This is a genomic window from Solwaraspora sp. WMMD792 (assembly GCF_029626105.1).
GTDB lineage: Bacteria > Actinomycetota > Actinomycetes > Mycobacteriales > Micromonosporaceae > Micromonospora_E.
The window spans coordinates 6,403,812-6,421,437 of record NZ_JARUBH010000009.1; the positions used below are offsets into that span (position 1 = coordinate 6,403,812).

14 protein-coding genes are annotated in these 17,626 nt (G+C 71.4%); 10 read left to right on the top strand and 4 right to left on the bottom strand.

The genetic code is table 11. The annotated features are described in order from the left end of the window. Positions 1-45 precede the first annotated feature (45 nt). Positions 46-1,359, top strand: coding sequence for an MFS transporter (locus O7629_RS29815; protein ID WP_278173451.1), 1,314 nt, complete (start codon positions 46-48; stop codon positions 1,357-1,359). 81 nt (positions 1,360-1,440) lie between these two features. Here O7629_RS29815 and sepH read toward each other — a convergent pair whose 3' ends face one another. The 3 genes from sepH to O7629_RS29830 all read right to left on the bottom strand — a co-directional run bounded on the left by sepH (position 1,441) and on the right by O7629_RS29830 (position 5,204). Continuing rightward, on the bottom strand, positions 1,441-2,508 hold the full coding sequence (gene sepH / locus O7629_RS29820; RefSeq protein WP_278173453.1) for a septation protein SepH: 1,068 nt from the start codon (positions 2,506-2,508) through the stop codon (positions 1,441-1,443). 286 nt (positions 2,509-2,794) lie between these two features. After that, entirely contained in the window at positions 2,795-3,922 is a 1,128-nt protein-coding gene (gene serC, locus O7629_RS29825; RefSeq protein ID WP_278173454.1) for a phosphoserine transaminase, read from the bottom strand. 175 nt (positions 3,923-4,097) lie between these two features. Then, entirely contained in the window at positions 4,098-5,204 is a 1,107-nt protein-coding gene (locus tag O7629_RS29830) for a citrate synthase 2 (protein ID WP_123606312.1), read from the bottom strand. A 200-nt stretch (positions 5,205-5,404) separates the two neighbouring features. On the opposite strand from O7629_RS29830, the gene pdxH reads away from it, so the two are divergent. From pdxH to O7629_RS29865, 7 genes are all read left to right on the top strand, one after another. Beyond that, complete coding sequence (gene pdxH, locus O7629_RS29835; protein WP_278173456.1) at positions 5,405-6,064, top strand: pyridoxamine 5'-phosphate oxidase; 660 nt, start codon at positions 5,405-5,407, stop codon at positions 6,062-6,064. A gap of 85 nt (positions 6,065-6,149) precedes the next feature. After that, positions 6,150-7,115 (top strand): aldose 1-epimerase family protein, encoded by a 966-nt coding sequence (locus O7629_RS29840; RefSeq protein WP_278173458.1) that lies wholly within the window; start codon positions 6,150-6,152, stop codon positions 7,113-7,115. Next, positions 7,115-7,735, top strand: a complete 621-nt coding sequence (locus O7629_RS29845; RefSeq protein ID WP_278173460.1) for a nitroreductase family protein — start codon at positions 7,115-7,117, stop codon at positions 7,733-7,735. The genes O7629_RS29840 and O7629_RS29845 overlap by 1 nt, the downstream gene beginning before the upstream one ends. A gap of 171 nt (positions 7,736-7,906) precedes the next feature. Next, complete coding sequence (locus tag O7629_RS29850; RefSeq protein ID WP_123606308.1) at positions 7,907-8,218, top strand: type II toxin-antitoxin system VapB family antitoxin; 312 nt, start codon at positions 7,907-7,909, stop codon at positions 8,216-8,218. A 316-nt stretch (positions 8,219-8,534) separates the two neighbouring features. Further along, positions 8,535-9,122 (top strand): DUF4230 domain-containing protein, encoded by a 588-nt coding sequence (locus O7629_RS29855; protein ID WP_278173462.1) that lies wholly within the window; start codon positions 8,535-8,537, stop codon positions 9,120-9,122. Between the two features lie 225 nt (positions 9,123-9,347). Beyond that, complete coding sequence (locus tag O7629_RS29860) at positions 9,348-10,574, top strand: glycosyltransferase family 2 protein (protein WP_278173464.1); 1,227 nt, start codon at positions 9,348-9,350, stop codon at positions 10,572-10,574. Between the two features lie 69 nt (positions 10,575-10,643). Further along, the gene (locus O7629_RS29865; RefSeq protein ID WP_278173466.1) at positions 10,644-12,662 is read left to right on the top strand and encodes an arabinofuranosyltransferase; all 2,019 of its coding nucleotides are present in this window, start codon (positions 10,644-10,646) and stop codon (positions 12,660-12,662) included. 45 nt (positions 12,663-12,707) lie between these two features. Here O7629_RS29865 and O7629_RS29870 read toward each other — a convergent pair whose 3' ends face one another. Further along, positions 12,708-12,914, bottom strand: coding sequence for a PspC domain-containing protein (locus O7629_RS29870; RefSeq protein ID WP_123607371.1), 207 nt, complete (start codon positions 12,912-12,914; stop codon positions 12,708-12,710). A gap of 405 nt (positions 12,915-13,319) precedes the next feature. Between O7629_RS29870 and O7629_RS29875 the strand changes: the two genes are divergently transcribed. Both O7629_RS29875 and O7629_RS29880 read left to right on the top strand, forming a co-directional pair. After that, positions 13,320-15,413 carry a DUF5941 domain-containing protein gene (locus tag O7629_RS29875; protein WP_278173469.1) on the top strand — a complete coding sequence of 698 codons (2,094 nt, stop codon included), beginning with the start codon at positions 13,320-13,322 and terminating at the stop codon, positions 15,411-15,413. Beyond that, positions 15,410-17,623 carry a bifunctional glycosyltransferase family 2 protein/CDP-glycerol:glycerophosphate glycerophosphotransferase gene (locus O7629_RS29880; RefSeq protein ID WP_278173471.1) on the top strand — a complete coding sequence of 738 codons (2,214 nt, stop codon included), beginning with the start codon at positions 15,410-15,412 and terminating at the stop codon, positions 17,621-17,623. The genes O7629_RS29875 and O7629_RS29880 overlap by 4 nt, the downstream gene beginning before the upstream one ends. The last annotated feature ends 3 nt before the right edge of the window (positions 17,624-17,626 follow it).

A 17,626-nucleotide genomic window follows, 5' to 3' on the forward strand; every position in this document is an offset into this window, starting at 1 on the left:
CGTCCCATGTGGATGACGCGTACGATCCGAGGAGGCGCACCCCGAGTGCGGGCGACACTGAACACCACCTTCCAGTCCCTACAGGTCCGCAACTACCGGATCTTCGCAACCGGGCAGCTGATCAAGCTGATCGGTGTGTGGATGATGTTCATCGCGCAGGACTGGCTCGTCCTGCAGCTGTCGGACGACTCCGCCACCGCGCTCGGCGTGGTCGTCGCCCTCCAGTTCACCCCGGTGCTGCTGTTCACCCTGATCTTCGGTCGGCTCGCCGACCGCTACGACAAGCGGCTGCTGTTGTTCGTCGCCAACGCCATCTGGTGCGTGCTGGCCCTGGTGATGAGCGTGCTGGTGCTGACCGGCGTGGTGGCGCTCTGGCACGTCTTCGTCTTCGCCGGCCTGCTCGGCGTCGGCAACGCCCTGGAGACCCCGGTCCGGCAGGCGTTCGTCTCCGAACTGGTCGGGACCCCGCTGCTGCCCAACGCCCTCGCGCTGTCCTCGGCGACGTTCAACACCGCCCGGATCGTCGGCCCGGCCGTGGCCGGGCTGGCCATCGCGGCGTTCGACGTCGGGCCGGTCTTCCTGATCAGCGCGCTCGCGTCCACGGCCCCGCTGGTCGGACTGGTCCGGATGCGCTCCGGCGAACTGCACCGGGTCGGCCTGCCGGTCGGAGCGCAGCGGGACGCCGCCAAGGTGGTCGACGGGTTGCGCTACGTCGCCCGCCGCCCCGACCTGATGCTGCCGATGGCCCTGATGGCCGTGCTCGGCCTACTGCTGTTCAACTTCCAGCTGACCCTCGCCGCGTTGGCCAAGACGGTCTTCGAGACCGGTGCGGCGTCGTTCGGGCTGTTCACCACGGCGCTCGCGGTCGGCGCGCTGGCCGGTGCCCTGGCCGCCAGCGGCCGGCGCGACCGGCCGTCGGTCTACGTCGTGCTGGGCAGCGCGTTGACCTTCGCTGGCCTCGGCACCCTGGTCGGGCTGGCCCCGACGTACTGGCTGGTGGTGCTCCTGCTGCTGCCGACCGGGTTCTTCATGGTCTACTTCGCGCAGGCCTCCAACCAGCGGGTGCAGCTCGGTGTCGACCCGGCGTTCCGGGGCCGGGTGATGGCGCTGTGGGTGCTGGTCTTCCTGGGCACCAACCCGGTCGGCGCACCGATCATCGGCTGGGTCGCTGAGCGCTTCGGTGCCGGGGCCAGCATCTGGCTGGGCGGCCTGCTGTCCTTCCTGACCGCCGCCGCCGCGCTGGCCTGGCAGTTGCGGCGCACCGGCGGCCGGCTGCGGCTGAGGTGGGCACCGATGCCCCGGCTCTACGTACTGCCGGCCCGACCCGCGCCGGCCCATGCCGGAGCAGTCCGGGCCTGACCTGGAGCCGTACTGCCCGGGGTCCTGGAGCCGTACTGCCCGGGGCCGATCGGTCCCAGGCCGCCGGTGGCGGTCGGCGGGTCAGGAACTCGCGCGGTCGGCCGGGCCGCTACCGAACAGGACGTCGTCCCAGCTCGGCAGTCGCTTGCGGGGCTTGCCGGAGCTGTCGGCCGGGGTCTCGGTGGCACCGGACGCGGCGCGCCGGGGCCGCAGCACCGCCAGCGACGGCACCGCCGGGACCTCCTTGGGTGCGTCGGCATCGTCGTCGAAGGCGGAACCCGCGCCGCCGCCGAGCAGGGCGGCGGCGCCACCGGCCACCGGCCGCTGCCGGGGCGTCTCGGCGTTGGCCGCCGGCTCCAGGCCGCGACCGGCCGCCGAACCGAGCGGTCGGTCCAGCGAGGCGAGCAGCGCGTCCCGCCCGGCCCGGATCGGGTCCCGGCTGGGTCGTGGCTGGTCACCCGGGGCAGCCGGGAGGCCGTGCCCGCCGCCCCGGCCCGGCTCGGCACGCGACGGACCGGGCAGCGCGTGCCCGCCCCGCTCCGGTGCCGGCTCCTGACCGAGGATCTGGGTCGGCCGTTCGGTGCAGAGGTACTGCGCCATGTCGTCGTGCGGCGAGATCACCTGGCGGCTCTTGTCGAGCTCCCAGATGGCCTGGGCGGTGGCCTTGCCGGACGGCCAGGTGGCGATGATCCGCCAGGTGCCGTCGTCGCGCCGGTACGCGTCCCAGGAGATCTTCTCCGCGTCGATGCCGTGCTGGGCCAGCCGGCCGTCGACGACCTCGGCGAGCGGGGCACCCTTGTCGGAGTTCTTCAGCCTGGTACGCCGGGCGTGCTGGGCGAGCATGGCCCGCTCCTGCAGCACCGGTCCGGCGTAGCGCAGTACCCGGTCGACCGGCACTCCGGCGATCCGCGCGACGTCGTCGGCCGACTCGCCGGACCGGATCCGGGCCTGGATGTCCCGGGGGGACAGTGACGGCTGGGGATCACCGGGCTGGCTGGCCACCGTCAACGTGGTCGAGCTGTCCGGGTCCGCCTGCACGGCGGTGGATACGCGGTCGTCGATCGGTAGGGCGAGCAGTCGGCCGACCTCGTCAGCGAGGACCAGGGCCTGACCGTCCTCGGAGAGGGCGACGAAGCGTACCGGGCGCATCGCGTTGCCTCCGTCCCGCTGAGCTGCCCCACGCCGCAAGGTCGACCCGCCCGCGACGTCCTCCGCACACGGTACGCCGATAAGTCACCCGATGGGAGTAGGCCACGCCGGGCATGTCGAGTGAGCTGCCCCGATCCGTCCGGCTGGGCGGGTCGGATGGCGGACGGTGATCGAGCGTCGGCGATCACGGTCGATCACGGATGGTCAGCGGTTGATCGTCATCCTAGAGCAAACCGGCCGGTTCGGCGACAATCAACGCCGAACCGGCCTTATCACCCGATATGCCTCAGAGTCGCTCGATCACGAAGTCGACGCAGGCGGTCAACGCCTCGACGTCGGCCGGGTCGATCGCGGGGAACAGCGCCACCCGCAGCTGGTTACGGCCGAGCTTGCGGTACGGCTCGGTGTCCACGATGCCGTTGGCCCGAAGTACCTTGGCGACCTTGGCGGCGTCCACTCCGTCGACGAAGTCGATGGTCGCCACCACGTTCGACCGCAGTGCCGGATCGGTGACGAACGGGGTGGCCACTGCGGACCGCTGAGCCCAGCCGTAGATCGCCGCCGCGCTCTCCGCCGTCCGCTTCGCCGCCCAGGCCAGCCCACCCTGGGCGTTCATCCAGTCGGTCTGCTCGGCGGCGAGGAAGATCGTCGCCAGTGCCGGAGTGTTGTAGGTCTGCTCCAACCGCGAGTTGTCGATCGCGGTCACCAGGTCCAGGAACGCCGGGATGTACCGGCCGGACGCCTTCACCTGGGCGGCCCGGTCCAGGGCAGCCGGCGACATCAGGGCCAGCCAGATGCCGCCGTCCGAGCCGAAGCACTTCTGCGGGGCGAAGTAGTAGACGTCGGTCTCGGTCGGGTCGACCTCCAGGCCACCGGCGCCGGAGGTGGCGTCGACCAGCATCAACGCGCCGTCGTCGGCCCCGGCGACCCGCCGGATCGGCACCGCGACCCCGGTGGAGGTCTCGTTGTGCGGCGTCGCGTAGACGTCGACGCCCGCCTCGGCGACCAGGGCCGGGGCGCTGCCCGGCTCGGCCTTGTGCACCGTCGGCTCGCCGAGGAACGGCGCGTCGCGTACCGCCTTGGCGAACTTGGCCCCGAACTCGCCGAAGCTGGCGAACTGCGCCCGGTCGCGGACCAGACCGAACGTGGCGACCTCCCAGAACGCGGTGGTACCGCCGTTGCCGAGAATCACCTCGTAGCCATCGGGCAGCGCGAAGAACTCGGCGATGCCGCGCCGCAGCCGGGCCACCTCGTCGCGGACGGTGCGCTGCCGGTGGGAGGTGCCCAGGTAGCTGGTGGCGACCTCGGACAGCGCCTCGACGGCTGCCGGGCGGACCTTCGACGGGCCGCAGCCGAACCTGCCGTCGGCGGGCTTGATCTCGTCTGGGATGCGGATGGTCGCAACGTCAGCCACGGTGGTCAGCAGTCCTTCCAGATGCGCTACGGGTCGACCAATCCTTGCACCCGACCGGCTGGCCCCGGGGTGCGGTCCCACGTCTGCGACTGAGGCGTGCCCCACATCCCCCGGGCCGGTGCCGGCGGAATCCGTACCCGATCAGGATCGGTGCCGGACCAGGATCCGTGCCGGATCAGACGTCGTGCGGGACCGCGTCCCAGCCGGCGACCTGCTGCGGCTTGCGCGGCTGCGGGCCGACGTACCGGGCGGACGGGCGGACCAGCCGCTTGAGCCGCTTCTGCTCCAGGATGTGAGCGCTCCAGCCGCCCATCCGGGCGCAGGTGAACATCGAGGTGAACATGTGCGCCGGCACCTCGGCGAAGTCGAGCACCACCGCCGACCAGAACTCGACGTTGGTCGCCAGCACCCGGTCCGGCTTGCGGTTGTGCAACTCCTCCAGAGCGGCCTTCTCCAGCGCCTCGGCCACCTCGTAACGGGGCGCGCCGAGCTCCTTGGCGGTGCGGCGCAGCACCCGGGCGCGCGGGTCCTCGGCCCGGTACACCCGGTGACCGAACCCCATCAGCCGTTCGCCGCGGTCGAGCACGCCCTTGACGTACGACTCGGCGTCGCCGCTGCGCTCGACGCCCTCGATCATGTGCAGCACCCGGGACGGGGCACCACCGTGCAGCGGTCCGGAGAGCGCGCCGATGCCCGACGAGATGCAGGCGGCGGCGTCGGCTCCGGTGGAGGCGACCACCCGGGCGGTGAAGGTGGAGGCGTTCATGCCGTGTTCGGCGGCGGAGATGAAGTACGCGTCGACCGCCTTGACGTGCCGCGGGTCGGGCTCGCCACGCCACCGGCGCATGAACCGCTCGACGATGGTCTGCGCCTTGTCGATCTCCTTCTGCGGCACGGCCGGCAGACCGAGCCCCCGGGCCGACTGGGCGACGAACGACAACGCGGTGACCGACACCCGGGCCAGGTCCGCGCGGGCCTGCTCGTCGGAGATGTCGAGCAGTTGGGACAACCCCCAGTACGGGGCGAGCATGGCGACCGCCGACTGCACGTCCACCCGGATGTCGCCGGAGTGCACCGGCACCGGGAACGGCTCGGCGGGCGGCAGACCCGGCCCGAACCGACCGTCGACCAGCAGTGCCCAGACGTTGCCGAAGGAGACCTGTCCGATCAGATCCTCGATGTCGACGCCGCGGTACCGTAGGGCACCGCCCTCCTTGTCAGGCTCGGCGATTTCGGTCTCGAATGCGATCACACCTTCGAGACCCGGTTTGAAGTCGGACATGTGGCTCTCCTGGTGGGGATTTTGGCGGTGCTGCCCGAGCGCCCGGTAGAACTGCTGCAGGCTGCCCTGAACGGCTTTCACTGACGTCCGTGTGCTGCGGTGACTGGTCGTTCGTGCCCGGTGGGTGACCGGTTGTTCGTGCCTGGTGGGTACCCAGCGTAAGTTCGGTGCCAGGGGTAGCCCTAGTTCAGGAGAGCGACGTGACGGGAGACACACCGCGACCGAGTCTGCCGCGTCGTGACTATCGCGGTGCCCCGGAACTGCGTCGCCGCGACCTCGCCGTCGACTGGCACACCCAGTTCGCCCGGTGGTTCGCCGACGCGGTGGCGGCCGGGTTGCCGGAGCCGAATGCGATGGTGCTGGCCACGGCCGACGTCGATGGGCGACCGAGTACCCGGACGGTGTTGATGAAAGGGTACGACGAGACGGGAATCGTCTTCTTCACCAACTACCGGTCCCGCAAGGGCGCCGAGGCCACCGACAATCCGTCGGTCAGCCTGCTCTTTCCATGGTTCGCGATGTCCCGGCAGGTGGAGGTACGTGGGGTGGTGGCACCGGTCCCCCGGGCGCAGACCGAGGCGTACTTCGCCACCCGGCCGCGCGGCTCCCAGCTCGGCGCCTGGGCCAGCCCTCAGTCGCGGGTGGTGCCGGACCGCGCGGCGGTCGACGCCGGTCTGGCCGCCGCCCGGCGGCGGTTCCCGGAGTCGACCGTGGTGCCACCGCCGCCGCACTGGGGCGGCCTGCGGGTGACGCCGTGGACCGTCGAGTTCTGGCAGGGTCGGGCCGACCGGCTGCACGACCGGTTGCGGTACCGCCGGGATGCCGGCGGTGGCTGGTCGATCGAGCGGATCGCGCCGTAGCGCAACCTTTAATTTACTCTTAGCTATTGTGGATCACTGGCCGGCGGGTGACCCGCGAGCTGGATTGAACCGTTATCGTCGCCGCATGGACAACGTCGATGCACGTCCGGGCCCGCCGTCCGGAGCGCAGTGGACGATCGCGGCGGACGGGCACGAGGCCGTCGTGGTCGAGGTGGGTGGCGGGCTGCGGGCGTACCGCGCCGGTGGGGTCGACTACGTCGACGGGTACGCCGAGGACGAGCTCTGTGTCGGCGGTGCCGGCCAGATCCTGGCTCCGTGGCCGAACCGGATCCGCGACGGCCGCTACACCTTCGCCGAGGTCACCCGGCAGCTGCACCTGTCCGAGCCGGACCGGCACACCGCGCTGCACGGGCTGGTCTGCTGGTTGCCCTGGCAACTGATCACCAAGACAGCCGACGAAGTGGTGGTCGGCTGCACCCTCTTCCCGCACCCCGGCTACCCGTGGTCGCTGGTGCTGCGTACCCGCTGGGTGGTCGGCGCCGACGGACTGCGGGTGACCCATCAGGTGACCAACGCCAGCGCCGAGCCGGCACCGTTCGGGCTCGGGGTCCATCCGTACCTGCGGCTGCCGGACACCGTCGTCGACGACCTGACCCTGCACCTGCCGGCCCGCAGCCGGCTGCTGGTGGACGGCCGGCTGCTGCCGATCGGTGCGGCGAAGGTGGCCGGTGGCGAGTACGACTTCACCAAGCCGCGGCGGATCGGTCCGGTGGTGCTGGACACCGCGTTCGGCGATCTTGAGCGGGATCCGTCGGGCGGCTCCGCGGTCCGGTTGTCCAACCAGGATGGATCGGAAGGCGTGACGCTCTGGGCCGACGCCGCCTTCGGCTGGTGGCAGCTGTTCAGCGGGGACACCCTCGCGGAGCCGCGCTACCGGCGGTCGGTGGCGGTCGAGCCGATGACCTGCCCGCCGGACGCGTTCCGGTCCGGGCGGGATCTGATCGTCCTGGCGCCGGCCGAGACCTGGCAGGCGAGCTGGGGCATCCGGCCGGGGCAGGAGCCGGCGGGACCGGGGCCGGAGGGCCGGTGATGGAGTTCCGCGACGCGGTACGTCGGCGGCGGATGGTCCGCAACTACGATCCGGACCGCCCGGTACCGCCCGAGATCGTCGACCGGTTGCTGGAGCACGCCATCCACGCGCCGTCGGCCGGGTTCTCCCAGGGCTGGGCATTCCTGGTGCTGGACCGGCCGGACGACCGGGCGGCGTTCTGGGCGGCGACCACCCCGGTGGCGGCGGACCCGGACACCGAGCGGCGCAGCCGCTGGCTGGCCGGCATGACCCAGGCACCACTGATCATCGTCCCGCACGCCAACCGGTCGGCGTACCTGGACCGGTACGCCCAGCCGGACAAGGGTTGGACCGACCGCGACGAGGCGCGCTGGCCGGTGCCGTACTGGCACATCGACACCGGGTTCGCGGCGCTGCTGATGCTGCTGACCGCCGTGGACGAAGGGCTGGGAGCCTGCTTCTTCGGCATCCCGCCGGAGCGCACGCCGAATTTCCGGGAGGCGTTCGGCGTGCCGGACGAGTTCGTCCCGATCGGTGCGATCACCGTCGGCTACCGGGCACCTGACACGCGTTCCCCGTCGCTGCGTCGCGGTCGCCGTCCGGTCGACGAGGTGGTTCATCGTGGCCGGTGGAACGGTTGACCGGGGCCGGTTGCCGGCGGTGACGCTGCGATACGGGCCACAGGATCGCTCCGATTGGTCGCGGCAGGTCGCTACGCTGGCAGACGCGCTGGCGTACGGTGGCGTCCGGCCGGCGGGTGGCGGTTCGGCAGACAGACGGTCCGGTAGGCGACATGGGAGGAGCGCGCCGTCGTGATCTTCAAAGCGGTGCGGGACGGTCGTCCTTACCCTGAGCACGGTCTGACCCTGAAGCAGTGGGCGGAGATTCCGCCCCGCCCGCTGCGGCTCGATCAGCTGATCACCACCAAGCGGGAGCTGGCGCTGGACAAGCTGCTCGCCGAGGACTCGACGTTCTACGGCGACCTCTTCCCGCACGTGGTCCAGTGGAACGGCGGTCTCTACCTGGAGGACGGCCTGCACCGTGCCCTGCGGGCCGCGCTCCAGCAGCGCAACCAGATCCACGCCCGGGTGTACCTGCTCATCCAGCAGCGGGCCGCCGGCTGACCTGCCGGCCCGGCCCTGCCTGCCGGCCCGATCCGTCCGCCGGGCGTGATGCTCCGCCGGCCGGCTCCGGATGCGGTTGTCGTACCGGGGCCGTACGGTGAATCCAGACGTCCCGGCGGTGGGCCGGCGTCTGGTGAGGACGGTGATGGGGATGTCCCGTAGCGGCGATGTCAACACTCCTACTCGGGAATTTCCGGAATATCCCGACGGTACGCCGGAGCAGACCGGGCCGGTCGAGCCGGCTACGCCACCGGCGGAGTCCGGCGGGCGTCGACGCGGGCTGTTCGGCCTCGCCGCAATCGTCGGCCTGGTCGCGGTGGTGCTGCTGTCGACCCAGGCCGTCGGGTTGCTACCGAACTGGCGCAACCCCTTCGCCCAACAGGAGACCGATCGCACTCAGCCGCCGGTGCTGCAGTCGATCCAGGATCTCAGCCGGTTCGTCGCGGCGGAGGGCAACTACCAGGTCGTCGTCGACCTTGAGCAGGACCGACGGTACGTGCCGGATTTCCTGCTCAACGAACGAACCCTGTTCGTCGGGGTCGGAACGGTCGAGGCATACGTCGATTTCGGGCAAATCGGCGAGGAAGCCATATCTACCTCTGAGGATGGTCTTTCTGCGCAAATCGAGTTGCCGGCCCCGCAGTTGACCGACGCGGATCTCGATCTCGACAACAGTTATGTCTTCGCCGAGGAGCGCGGCCTGCTCAACCGTCTCGGTGAGGTGTTCGGCGGTGACCCGAACCGGCGGCAGCAGGTCTACCAGTTGGCCGAGGACCGGATCACGGCTGCCGCCCGGGAGAGCGGGATCGCCGGGCGGGCCGAGGAGAACACCCGCAAGATGCTGACGGGGCTGCTGCGCTCTCTGGGATACGAGGAAATCTCAGTCACCTTTGTGACGCCGTAGACATTTTCGCAGGCTGAAACCGCCCGTAAAGGATGGTGATACGCCGGACCGAATCATCCTTCGGTCCGGCGTTTTCTGTCCAGGGGTGGGCACTCGTTCCGCGTGGGTCGCGCTAGAGTGAAGTCGAGGGCCGGATCCGCGGAAACGGCGGGCCAGAAAATGAAATTGACTCATGACTGGTACGGCGGCCTGGCTGTGGTCAGTCTCTAATTCGGGGGTGCACCCGTGGCGCGTTCGGTGCGCAACGACGAGGTCGAGGTCACTGTCCTTCTGCCGTGTCTGAACGAGGCGGAGACGCTGGAGGTGTGCATCCGCAAGGCCCGCCGGTCCCTCGACGAGCTCGGGGTCCGGGGCGAGGTCCTGGTCAGCGACAACGGCTCCACCGACGGCTCACAGGAAATCGCCGTACGCGCCGGTGCCCGGGTGTCGCACGCCCCGATGCGCGGCTACGGCGGAGCACTGATCAACGGCGTCGAGCAGGCCCGCGGTCGGTACGTCATCATGGCCGACGCCGACGACTCGTACGACCTTTCCGACCTCGGACCTTTCATTCATGAATTGCGGCGCGGTCGGGACGTGGTGATGGGAAACCGGTTCCGTGGCGGTATAGCCGACGGCGCGATGCCGTTTCTGCACCGTCATCTCGGCAACCCGGTGCTCTCCTGGCTGGGCCGTCGGCTGTTCAACCTGAACGTGGGCGATTTTCACTGCGGGATCCGTGGGTTCAACCGGGACCGGGTCCGGCAGTTGCAGCTGTGCATGCCGGGCATGGAATTCGCCTCCGAACTGGTCGTCCGGGCCGCGCTCAACGGCTACGACATCACCGAGGTGCCGACCACCCTGCGCCCCGACGGCCGGAGTCGGCCGCCCCACCTGCGGACCTGGCGGGACGGCTGGCGTCACCTGCGGTTCCTGCTGGTATTCGCCCCCCGGAAGATGCTGATCTGGCCCGGTGCGGTGCTCTTCACGGTCGGCCTGATCGGCACCGTCACGTTGGCCGTCGGCCCGTTGGTCGTCGGCGGGATCGGGTTCGACGTCAGCACCCTCGTCTACACCTGTCTCGCCATGCTCGCCGGCGCACAGCTGCTGCTCTTCGGAGCGTTCGCGCTGATCTACGGCAGATACGAGGGCATCACCGACCTGCGACAGTCCGACCGGTGGAGCCGGTACGTCAGACTGGAGACCTGCACGGCCGGCGGGATCGTGTTGATCCTGCTGGGTCTGGCCGGCACCATCCTGGCGGTCGCCACCTGGGGTGCGACCGGCTTCGGCGCCCAGGACGCGAGTGACACCATGCGGGTAGTGCTGCCCTCCTCGACCGCGATCGGCCTCGGCGCGACACTGATCTTCGCCGGGCTCTTCTCCAGCCTGCTCAGCCTGCGGCGGGTCTCCGTCGCCGTGGCCGATCAGCAGATCTCGGAGCCCGGCCCGCTGGTCGTCAGCACCCACTGACCAGGACGGCCCGCCGATGCACGACATGGCCGGCGCGCGTCACGACAACGAACGGTTCCGCGGAGCACCATGACTGTCGAGACATCCCCGGCCGGCGCTGGCGAGCCGTCCGGCCGGGAGGTCGGTTCGCCCGGCCGGGAGGTCGGTTCGCCTGGCCGGGAGGTCGGTTCGCAGGGCCGGACGGCATCGGGCCGGATCCCGGAGCAGGACAATCCGGACGGATCTCGTAGGCCGGAGTCAGGGCCAGAGCCGGGTCGGCCCCGGGTCAGCCGGTTGCCGGCACTGGCCGGCCGGCCGGGGCTGCTCGCCGTACTGACCTGGCTGGTGGCCACACCGGTGGCGGTCGTGCTGCCGTCGGTGGTGCGCGCCGACCCCTTCACGGTGGCGGGTCGGGCGCTGCCGGTCGCCAGTGGCCTGCTGCTGGTCTGCCTCGGCGGACTGGCCGCTGCCGCCGTTCGGCGATGGCAGCCCACCGCGATGCCGGCACTGGCCGGAGTCAGCGCCGGCCTGGCCTCGGCCTGGCTGGCGCTGATCCTGCGGGCCGCGCTGTACGGCACCCCGTTCGGCTTCGGTGGCCTGTCCGGGGACATGCTGCGGATGACCGCCACCGCCACCCGGTACACGGTCACCGTGGCCAGCGCGGACACCACGGTGCCCGGGCTGCCGTCGGAGTACCCGCCGCTGTACGCCTGGCTGGTCGGCCGGGCGGCGGTGCTGCTCGACCAGCCCGCCTGGCGGTTGCTCGGCGACGCCGAGGTGCTGTTCGTCTCGGCGTCGGTGCTGGTCGGTTTCCTGCTGTGGCGCCGCCAGGTGGGTCCCTGGACGGCGCTGGCGATCTCCTGCGTGGGGGTGCTGGCCTGGTCCGACCCGCGGAAGGCGTACGAGGTCCTCGCCTTGATGATTTTCATCCCGTGGGTCCTGGAGACCTTCACCCGTCCGCCTCGCAGCCGGCTGCACTGGCTGGCCTGCGGGCTGCTCGGCGGTCTGCTGGTGGTGCTCTACCAGGCCTGGCTGGTCTACGCGGCGCTCGGCCTCGTGGTGATCATCGGGACGGCCTGGCGCGCCGAGCCGGACCGGTGGGCGTACCTGCGGCGGCTGCTGCTGGTCGCGGCGGTCGCCGCCGTCTCGTCGGCGTGGTACGTGCTGCCGTACCTGTGGGCGTTGACCACCGGCGGCGGCGGACAGCTGGTTTCCGACCTGTTCGTGTCGCCGTACTACCTCGACGGTCTGCTGCCGTTCCTGGAGCGGGGTGACCTGCCGCTGCGTGGCCTGCAGCTGGCCGGCCTGGTGGGCTCGGTGTGGCTGATCCGGTCGACCTGGTGGGCCCGGCCGCTGCTGCTGATCGCCGCCGGTGCGTTCGCCTACCGACTGCTGTCGATGGTGCGGTTCGTGCTGACCGGGCACACCGCCTTCGCGCACTACACGGCCCGGCTGTACGGCGTCGTGCTGGCCGTCGCCGGGGTGCTGACCCTGGTGCACGCGGTGCCGCTGCTGCTGCGCCGGCTGCGGATCAGCCCGCCGGTCGGACTGGCCGGCGTGCCGCTGGCGGTGCTGCTGGCCTGGGCGGTGCCGGTCTACTCCACGACTTGGATGCCGGGCACCAGCGGCTCCGGTTCGGGGTACGCGGCGGCCGCGCACGCCGAGCCGGTGCCCGGCGGCGGCTACCCCCGGTACGCGCCCGACACCGGCCGCGCTGACTGGTTCCCGGTCGAGCCGGTACGTCGAGCGGTCGAGCAGGTCACCGGGCCGGACCCGGACCGGGTCACCCTCAGCGTCGACGAACGGCTCTTCTCGTACCTGCCGTGGCCCGGTTACCTGAGCAACGACCGGACCGCGGCGGGCACCCTGTCCCGGTGGGACGAACGCCGGGCCGAGCTGCGCGATCTGGCCGACCAGGAGGACCCGGCGGCGTTCGCCGCCGAGTCTGCGGCGACCGCGTTCGGGCCGATCGACGTCTTCGTCCTGACCCGGGACGGCGACGAGCTGATCTGGCGGGACCTGCGGTTCCATCGCGACCAGTTCGACCCGCGGTACTGGGTGGTCCGCGACGACTTGCCGGGACAGGTCGTGGTCTCGGTCCGTCGGTGACCGTGGTCGGCCGTTCCTGGGGCGGGCGGTGCCCGGGACGGGCGCTCAGTACGACGTGGCGAGGTTACGGTCCTCGTTTGGCATCACGATCCACAGCGCCAGGTAAATGATCACCTGGGTGCCGGGCAGCAGCAGGGAGAGCAGGAAGATCAACCGCACCATTCCCGCTGAGATGCCGAACCGTTGGCCGAGCCCGGCGCAGACGCCGGCAATCATCCTTCCGTTGCGGGGACGTACCAGTTTGCGGCTCATCGGACGCTCCTTCGGGTGTCGTTGCTGGCCGGTCTGCCACCTTCCACGGTAGGTACGCCGGGACGCGGTGGCCTCGGTCCACGGACCGATTCGCGGCGTGGCTCCCGTACGGCGTTACCCTGACCGATTCAAGATCATTCAGGGGGCCGCGCCCGGGTGGCGTCATGTCACGGACGTGCGAGCTACCCGCATTGTTCACCGACTGCTAATCTTGCCGGCGTTGCCCACGCTGACGCTGCCCCCACCCTCGTCGGTGCGTTCGGGCGACGACACCCCTCGGAGCGCCTCGCGCGCTCGTCTAGACGGAAGCGCGCGAATGTGACACTGGCGATCCTGATTTCGGCGAACCGGGCTTCTGCTACCCCCACCAGCGCCGATGCCGGAGAGTTGCGTACCGCAAGCGGATTGTCGCTTGACGATCACCTCCGGGAACAGCTTGCGGCGGTCGGTGCGGCCGAGGTGCGGACGGCGGAACCGGCCGGCGTCGCCGACCTCGTCGAGCGGGCCGGTGGGCCGGTCCTGCTGTGCGCCACCGACGTCGTCGCTCACACCGAGGTGATCCGGGTCCTCTCCGTGGCACCGGCCGAGACCACCCGGGCGCTGCTGCTGCCCGCCGCGGACGGCTCCGGCGGCGGTCAGGCCGCCGCCGTCAGCGCGCTGCGCGGCCGGATCATCGAAGTCACCACCGGCCCGGCCACCACCGGCCCTGCCGGCGCTGGCCGGCTTCCGCTCTTCGGCGGCGTACTGCGGGTCGGCGTCGGTGACCTGCCCGCGTTTGCCACGGCGGCCCGGGCCGCCGCCACCCGGCGCCTGCCCCCGGGCACCCACCCGCTGGACGCGATCCTCGCCGAGTTCGTCGCCGACGGCGCCGTCGTCGGTGCGTACCCGCTGCGGCACCTGGTGGCCCGGCGGGTGGCCGACCCGGTCGGTCTGTCCGACGCCGAGGCCCGGATCCGTGCCGTCGACCCCAACCGGGCCCGCCTGCGTCTCGTGGTGAAGGAACAGGACGACCTGTTCGCCACCTACTTCGTGAGCAGTTGGTCACCGATGGTCGCGAAGCTCGCGGCCCGGATCGGGCTGAGCCCGACCGGGGTCACCGCGATCTCGGTCGCGTTCGCCGCCGCCGCCGCGCTGTTGTTCGCCGTCGGTGACCGGCCGCTGCTGCTGCTCGGTGCGGTCCTGCTCTATCTCGGCTTCGTGCTCGACTGCGTCGACGGCCAACTGGCCCGCTACACCGGCCGGTTCAGCGCGTTCGGCGGTTGGCTGGACACCATCGCCGACCGGGGCAAGGAGTACCTGGTCTACGCGGGGCTCGGCGTCGGTGTACACCAGGCGGGACTGGCCGGCGGGTGGGCGGCCGACGGATGGGTGCTGGCCACCGCAGCGATCGTGTTGCAGACCGTCCGGCACATGACCGACGCCTGGTACGGGGCGCTGCACGATGAAGCCGCCCACCGGACGCCGAGCCGACCGGCCATCGGCGCGTCGGCGGGCGGGGTCGGCGGTCGGCTCAGCCAGGCCTCCGATCGGGTGCTCGCCGGGCCGCGCTCGCCGATCTACTGGGCGAAGCGGACCATCGTCTTCCCGATCGGCGAGCGGTGGGCACTGATCGCCGTCACCGTGGTGCTGTTCGGCCCGCTGGTCAGCCTGCGCGCCGTACTCGTCTGGGGGCTGCTCGCGGCCATCTGGACGGCGGGCCTGCGGACCCTGCGGGCCCGGTCGATGCGGGTCCCGGTACTGGCGGCGGTGGACACCGCGACCTACCGCGACGACGGTTTCCTGGCTGGTCGGATCGCCGGTCTGCTGACCGGTCGGTCCCCCGCCGGGCAGCTGCCCCTCGCGGTGACCGCCGCCGGGGCCGCCGCGACCCTGCTGGCCCTGACCGCGACCGGCGTGCTGTCCGGTGCCGGCGCCGTCCTCGTCGGCGCGGCGGCCCTGCTGGCGGCCGGCTCGGCCAGTGCGGCCCGGCCGGCCACCGGCGCGCTCGACTGGCTGGTGCCGGCGGCGCTTCGGGCCGCTGAGCTTCTCTTCGTCGTCGCGGCCGGCGTGGTCGCCGGCGTGCCGGCCGCGGTCACCTACGCACTGCTGCTGATCCTCGCCCTGCACCACTACGATCTGACCGCCCGGCTGGAGAAACGGCTCGACGGACCACCGCTGCGCCGGTGGAGCCTCGGCTGGGACGGCCGAACACTGCTGCTGGCCGCCGCCGCTGCCGGACCGACGCTGCTCGCCCCCGGGCTGCCCGCGACGGTCACCCCGGTCGCGGTGACCACCGGTGTGGTCGCCGCGTTCGCCGGCTACCTGATGCTGCACTTCCTCGTGACCGCGGTCGTCAACCACCGGCCGGCGGCGCCGGACCGAGCAGCGGATCATTGCCCGCCGGGCGCCGTCGCCCGGATCCCGGCACCCCGCCGGCGGCCGGCCATGCCGGTTGGTCCGGCTCCCTCCCTCCACCCCGCCGGCCGCCCCGCCGGCACGATCGCAGGTGATGACCGATGACGTTGATCAGTATCGTTGTGCCGGTGTACAAGGTGCAGGGTTACCTGCGGGAGTGCCTTGACTCCATCCTCGGGCAGTCGTTCACCGACGTCGAGGTGATCGCGGTCGACGACTGCTCGCCGGACACCTCCGGGCAGATCCTCGCCGAGTACGCCGCCCGCGACCCCCGGCTGACCGTGCTGTCGCTGCCGGCCAACGTCGGCCTGGGCAAGGCCCGAAACGCCGGCCTGGACGCGGCGACCGGCGAGTACGTCTGGTTTCTGGACAGCGACGACTGGCTGACCGACGGTGCGCTGCGGGCGGTCGCCAACCGGCTCCGCGACACCACCCCCGACGTGCTGATCGTCGACCACGTACGGGTCTTCTGGAACAACTACCAGGCGGGTAGCGCGCTCCGTCAGGCCTTCCCGACCTCGCCCGGCGCCGAGGTGTTCGACGTGCGGACCCGGCCGGAGACGCTCAAGGTCCTGCACACCGCCTGGAACAAGGTCACCCGCCGGGAGTTCCTGGTCGATCTCGGGCTGCGGTTCGAGGCCGGCTGGTACGAGGACGTGTCGTTCACCTTCCCGCTGCTGGTCGCGGCCGAGCGGATCACCGTGCTCGACCGGGCGTGCGTCAACTACCGGCAGCGTCGCACCGGGGCGATCACCCGGACCCGCAGCGCCCGGCACTTCGAGATGTTCGACCACTGGGGCCACACCTTCGACTGGTTGGACGCCCGCGGCTCGCAGGCCGATCCGGTCCGGCCCGAGCTGTTCGGTCTGATGATCTCCCACTACCTGATGGTGCTGGGACACGGCGGTCGGCTGCCCCGCGAGCTGCACCGGGAGTTCTTCGCCCGGGCACACGCCGACTACCAGCGGCGGCTGCCGGCCGGCGGCTACCCCGAGCCGGACGGTGTGGAAGGGCTGAAGCGGCGGCTGCTGGCCGCCAACCGGTGGCGTACCTTCGCCGCCTTGCGGGTCGGCCAGCAGGCCCGCAAGAAGCTGCCCTCGGTCACCCGACGGTTCGGTCGGCCGGTCAAGCGGCGGCTGATCAACCTGGCCCGGGCCGGCCGGCGGACGTTGCTGCGTGGCTACTACCGGCTGCAGCTGCGGCTGCCGATGGACGAGTCGCTGGCGCTGTACGCCGCGTACTGGTACCGGGGTTACAGCTGCAACCCGGCGGCGATCCACGCCAAGGCGGCGCAGATCGCCCCGCAGATCAAGAGTGTCTGGGTGGTCCGGCGGGACCGGGCCCCGAGCATGCCGCCCGGAGTGCCGTACGTCGTCGCCGGCACCCGGGGCTACTACCGGGCCCTGGCCCGGTCGAAGTGGCTGATCAACAACGTGAACTTTCCCGACTACGTGCGCAAGCGGCCCGGCTCCGTGCACGTGCAGACCCACCACGGCACGCCGGTCAAGGTGATGGGCCTGGACCAGCAGCGGCACCCGATCGGTGCCACCTCGATGAACTTCTCCCTGCTGCTGCGCCGGGTGGACCGGTGGGACTACAGCGTCAGTGCCAACCACTTCTCCACCCAGATGTGGGAGCGCGCCTACCCGGCCAACTTCGAATCGCTCGACACCGGCTATCCGCGCAACGACCGGCTGGCGACGGCCACCGACGTCGAGGTGGCCGCGGCCCGGGAGGCGCTCGGCATCGCTGCCGGCGAGCGGGTGGTGCTCTACCTGCCGACCCACCGCGAACACCAGCCCGGCTGGCGGCCCGACTTCGACGCCGACGCCTTCGCCGAGGTCCTCGGCCCGGACGCCTGGCTGCTGATCCGCAGCCACTACTTCCACGACCGGCAGCGGACCGGCCGGGCGCCCAACGCCCCGGCCAGCGGCCGGGTCCGGGACGTGTCGGCGCACCCGGTGGTCGAGGACCTGTACCTCGCCGCCGACGTGCTGATCACGGACTACTCGTCGGCGATGTTCGACTACGCGATCCTGGACCGACCGATCGTGATCTACGCGCCGGACGCCGCGGCGTACGCGATGGCGCGGGGCGTCTACTTCGACATCACCGCGGAACCCCCGGGAGCGGTCGCCACCACCTTCGGCCACCTGCTGGACGTGTTCCGTACCGGAGCGGTCGACGACGACGCCGCGGCCAAGGCCCGGACCCAGTTCCGGGGGCGGTTCTGCCACCTCGACGACGGGCACGCCGCCGAGCGGGTGGTCCGCCGCGCGTTGCTCGGCGAGCCGGCCCAGCCGGCTGCCCGCTGACCC

What these genes read in the sequence shown, in the direction of transcription:
- sepH (WP_278173453.1), bottom strand. Translation starts at nt 2,508, where the DNA reads ATGCGCCCGGTACGCTTCGTCGCCCTCTCCGAGGACGGTCAGGCCCTG.
- O7629_RS29830 (WP_123606312.1), bottom strand. Translation starts at nt 5,204, where the DNA reads ATGTCCGACTTCAAACCGGGTCTCGAAGGTGTGATCGCATTCGAGACC.
- O7629_RS29840 (WP_278173458.1), top strand. Translation starts at nt 6,150, where the DNA reads ATGGACAACGTCGATGCACGTCCGGGCCCGCCGTCCGGAGCGCAGTGG.
- O7629_RS29845 (WP_278173460.1), top strand. Translation starts at nt 7,115, where the DNA reads ATGGAGTTCCGCGACGCGGTACGTCGGCGGCGGATGGTCCGCAACTAC.
- O7629_RS29865 (WP_278173466.1), top strand. Translation starts at nt 10,644, where the DNA reads ATGACTGTCGAGACATCCCCGGCCGGCGCTGGCGAGCCGTCCGGCCGG.
- O7629_RS29870 (WP_123607371.1), bottom strand. Translation starts at nt 12,914, where the DNA reads ATGAGCCGCAAACTGGTACGTCCCCGCAACGGAAGGATGATTGCCGGC.
- O7629_RS29880 (WP_278173471.1), top strand. Translation starts at nt 15,410, where the DNA reads ATGACGTTGATCAGTATCGTTGTGCCGGTGTACAAGGTGCAGGGTTAC.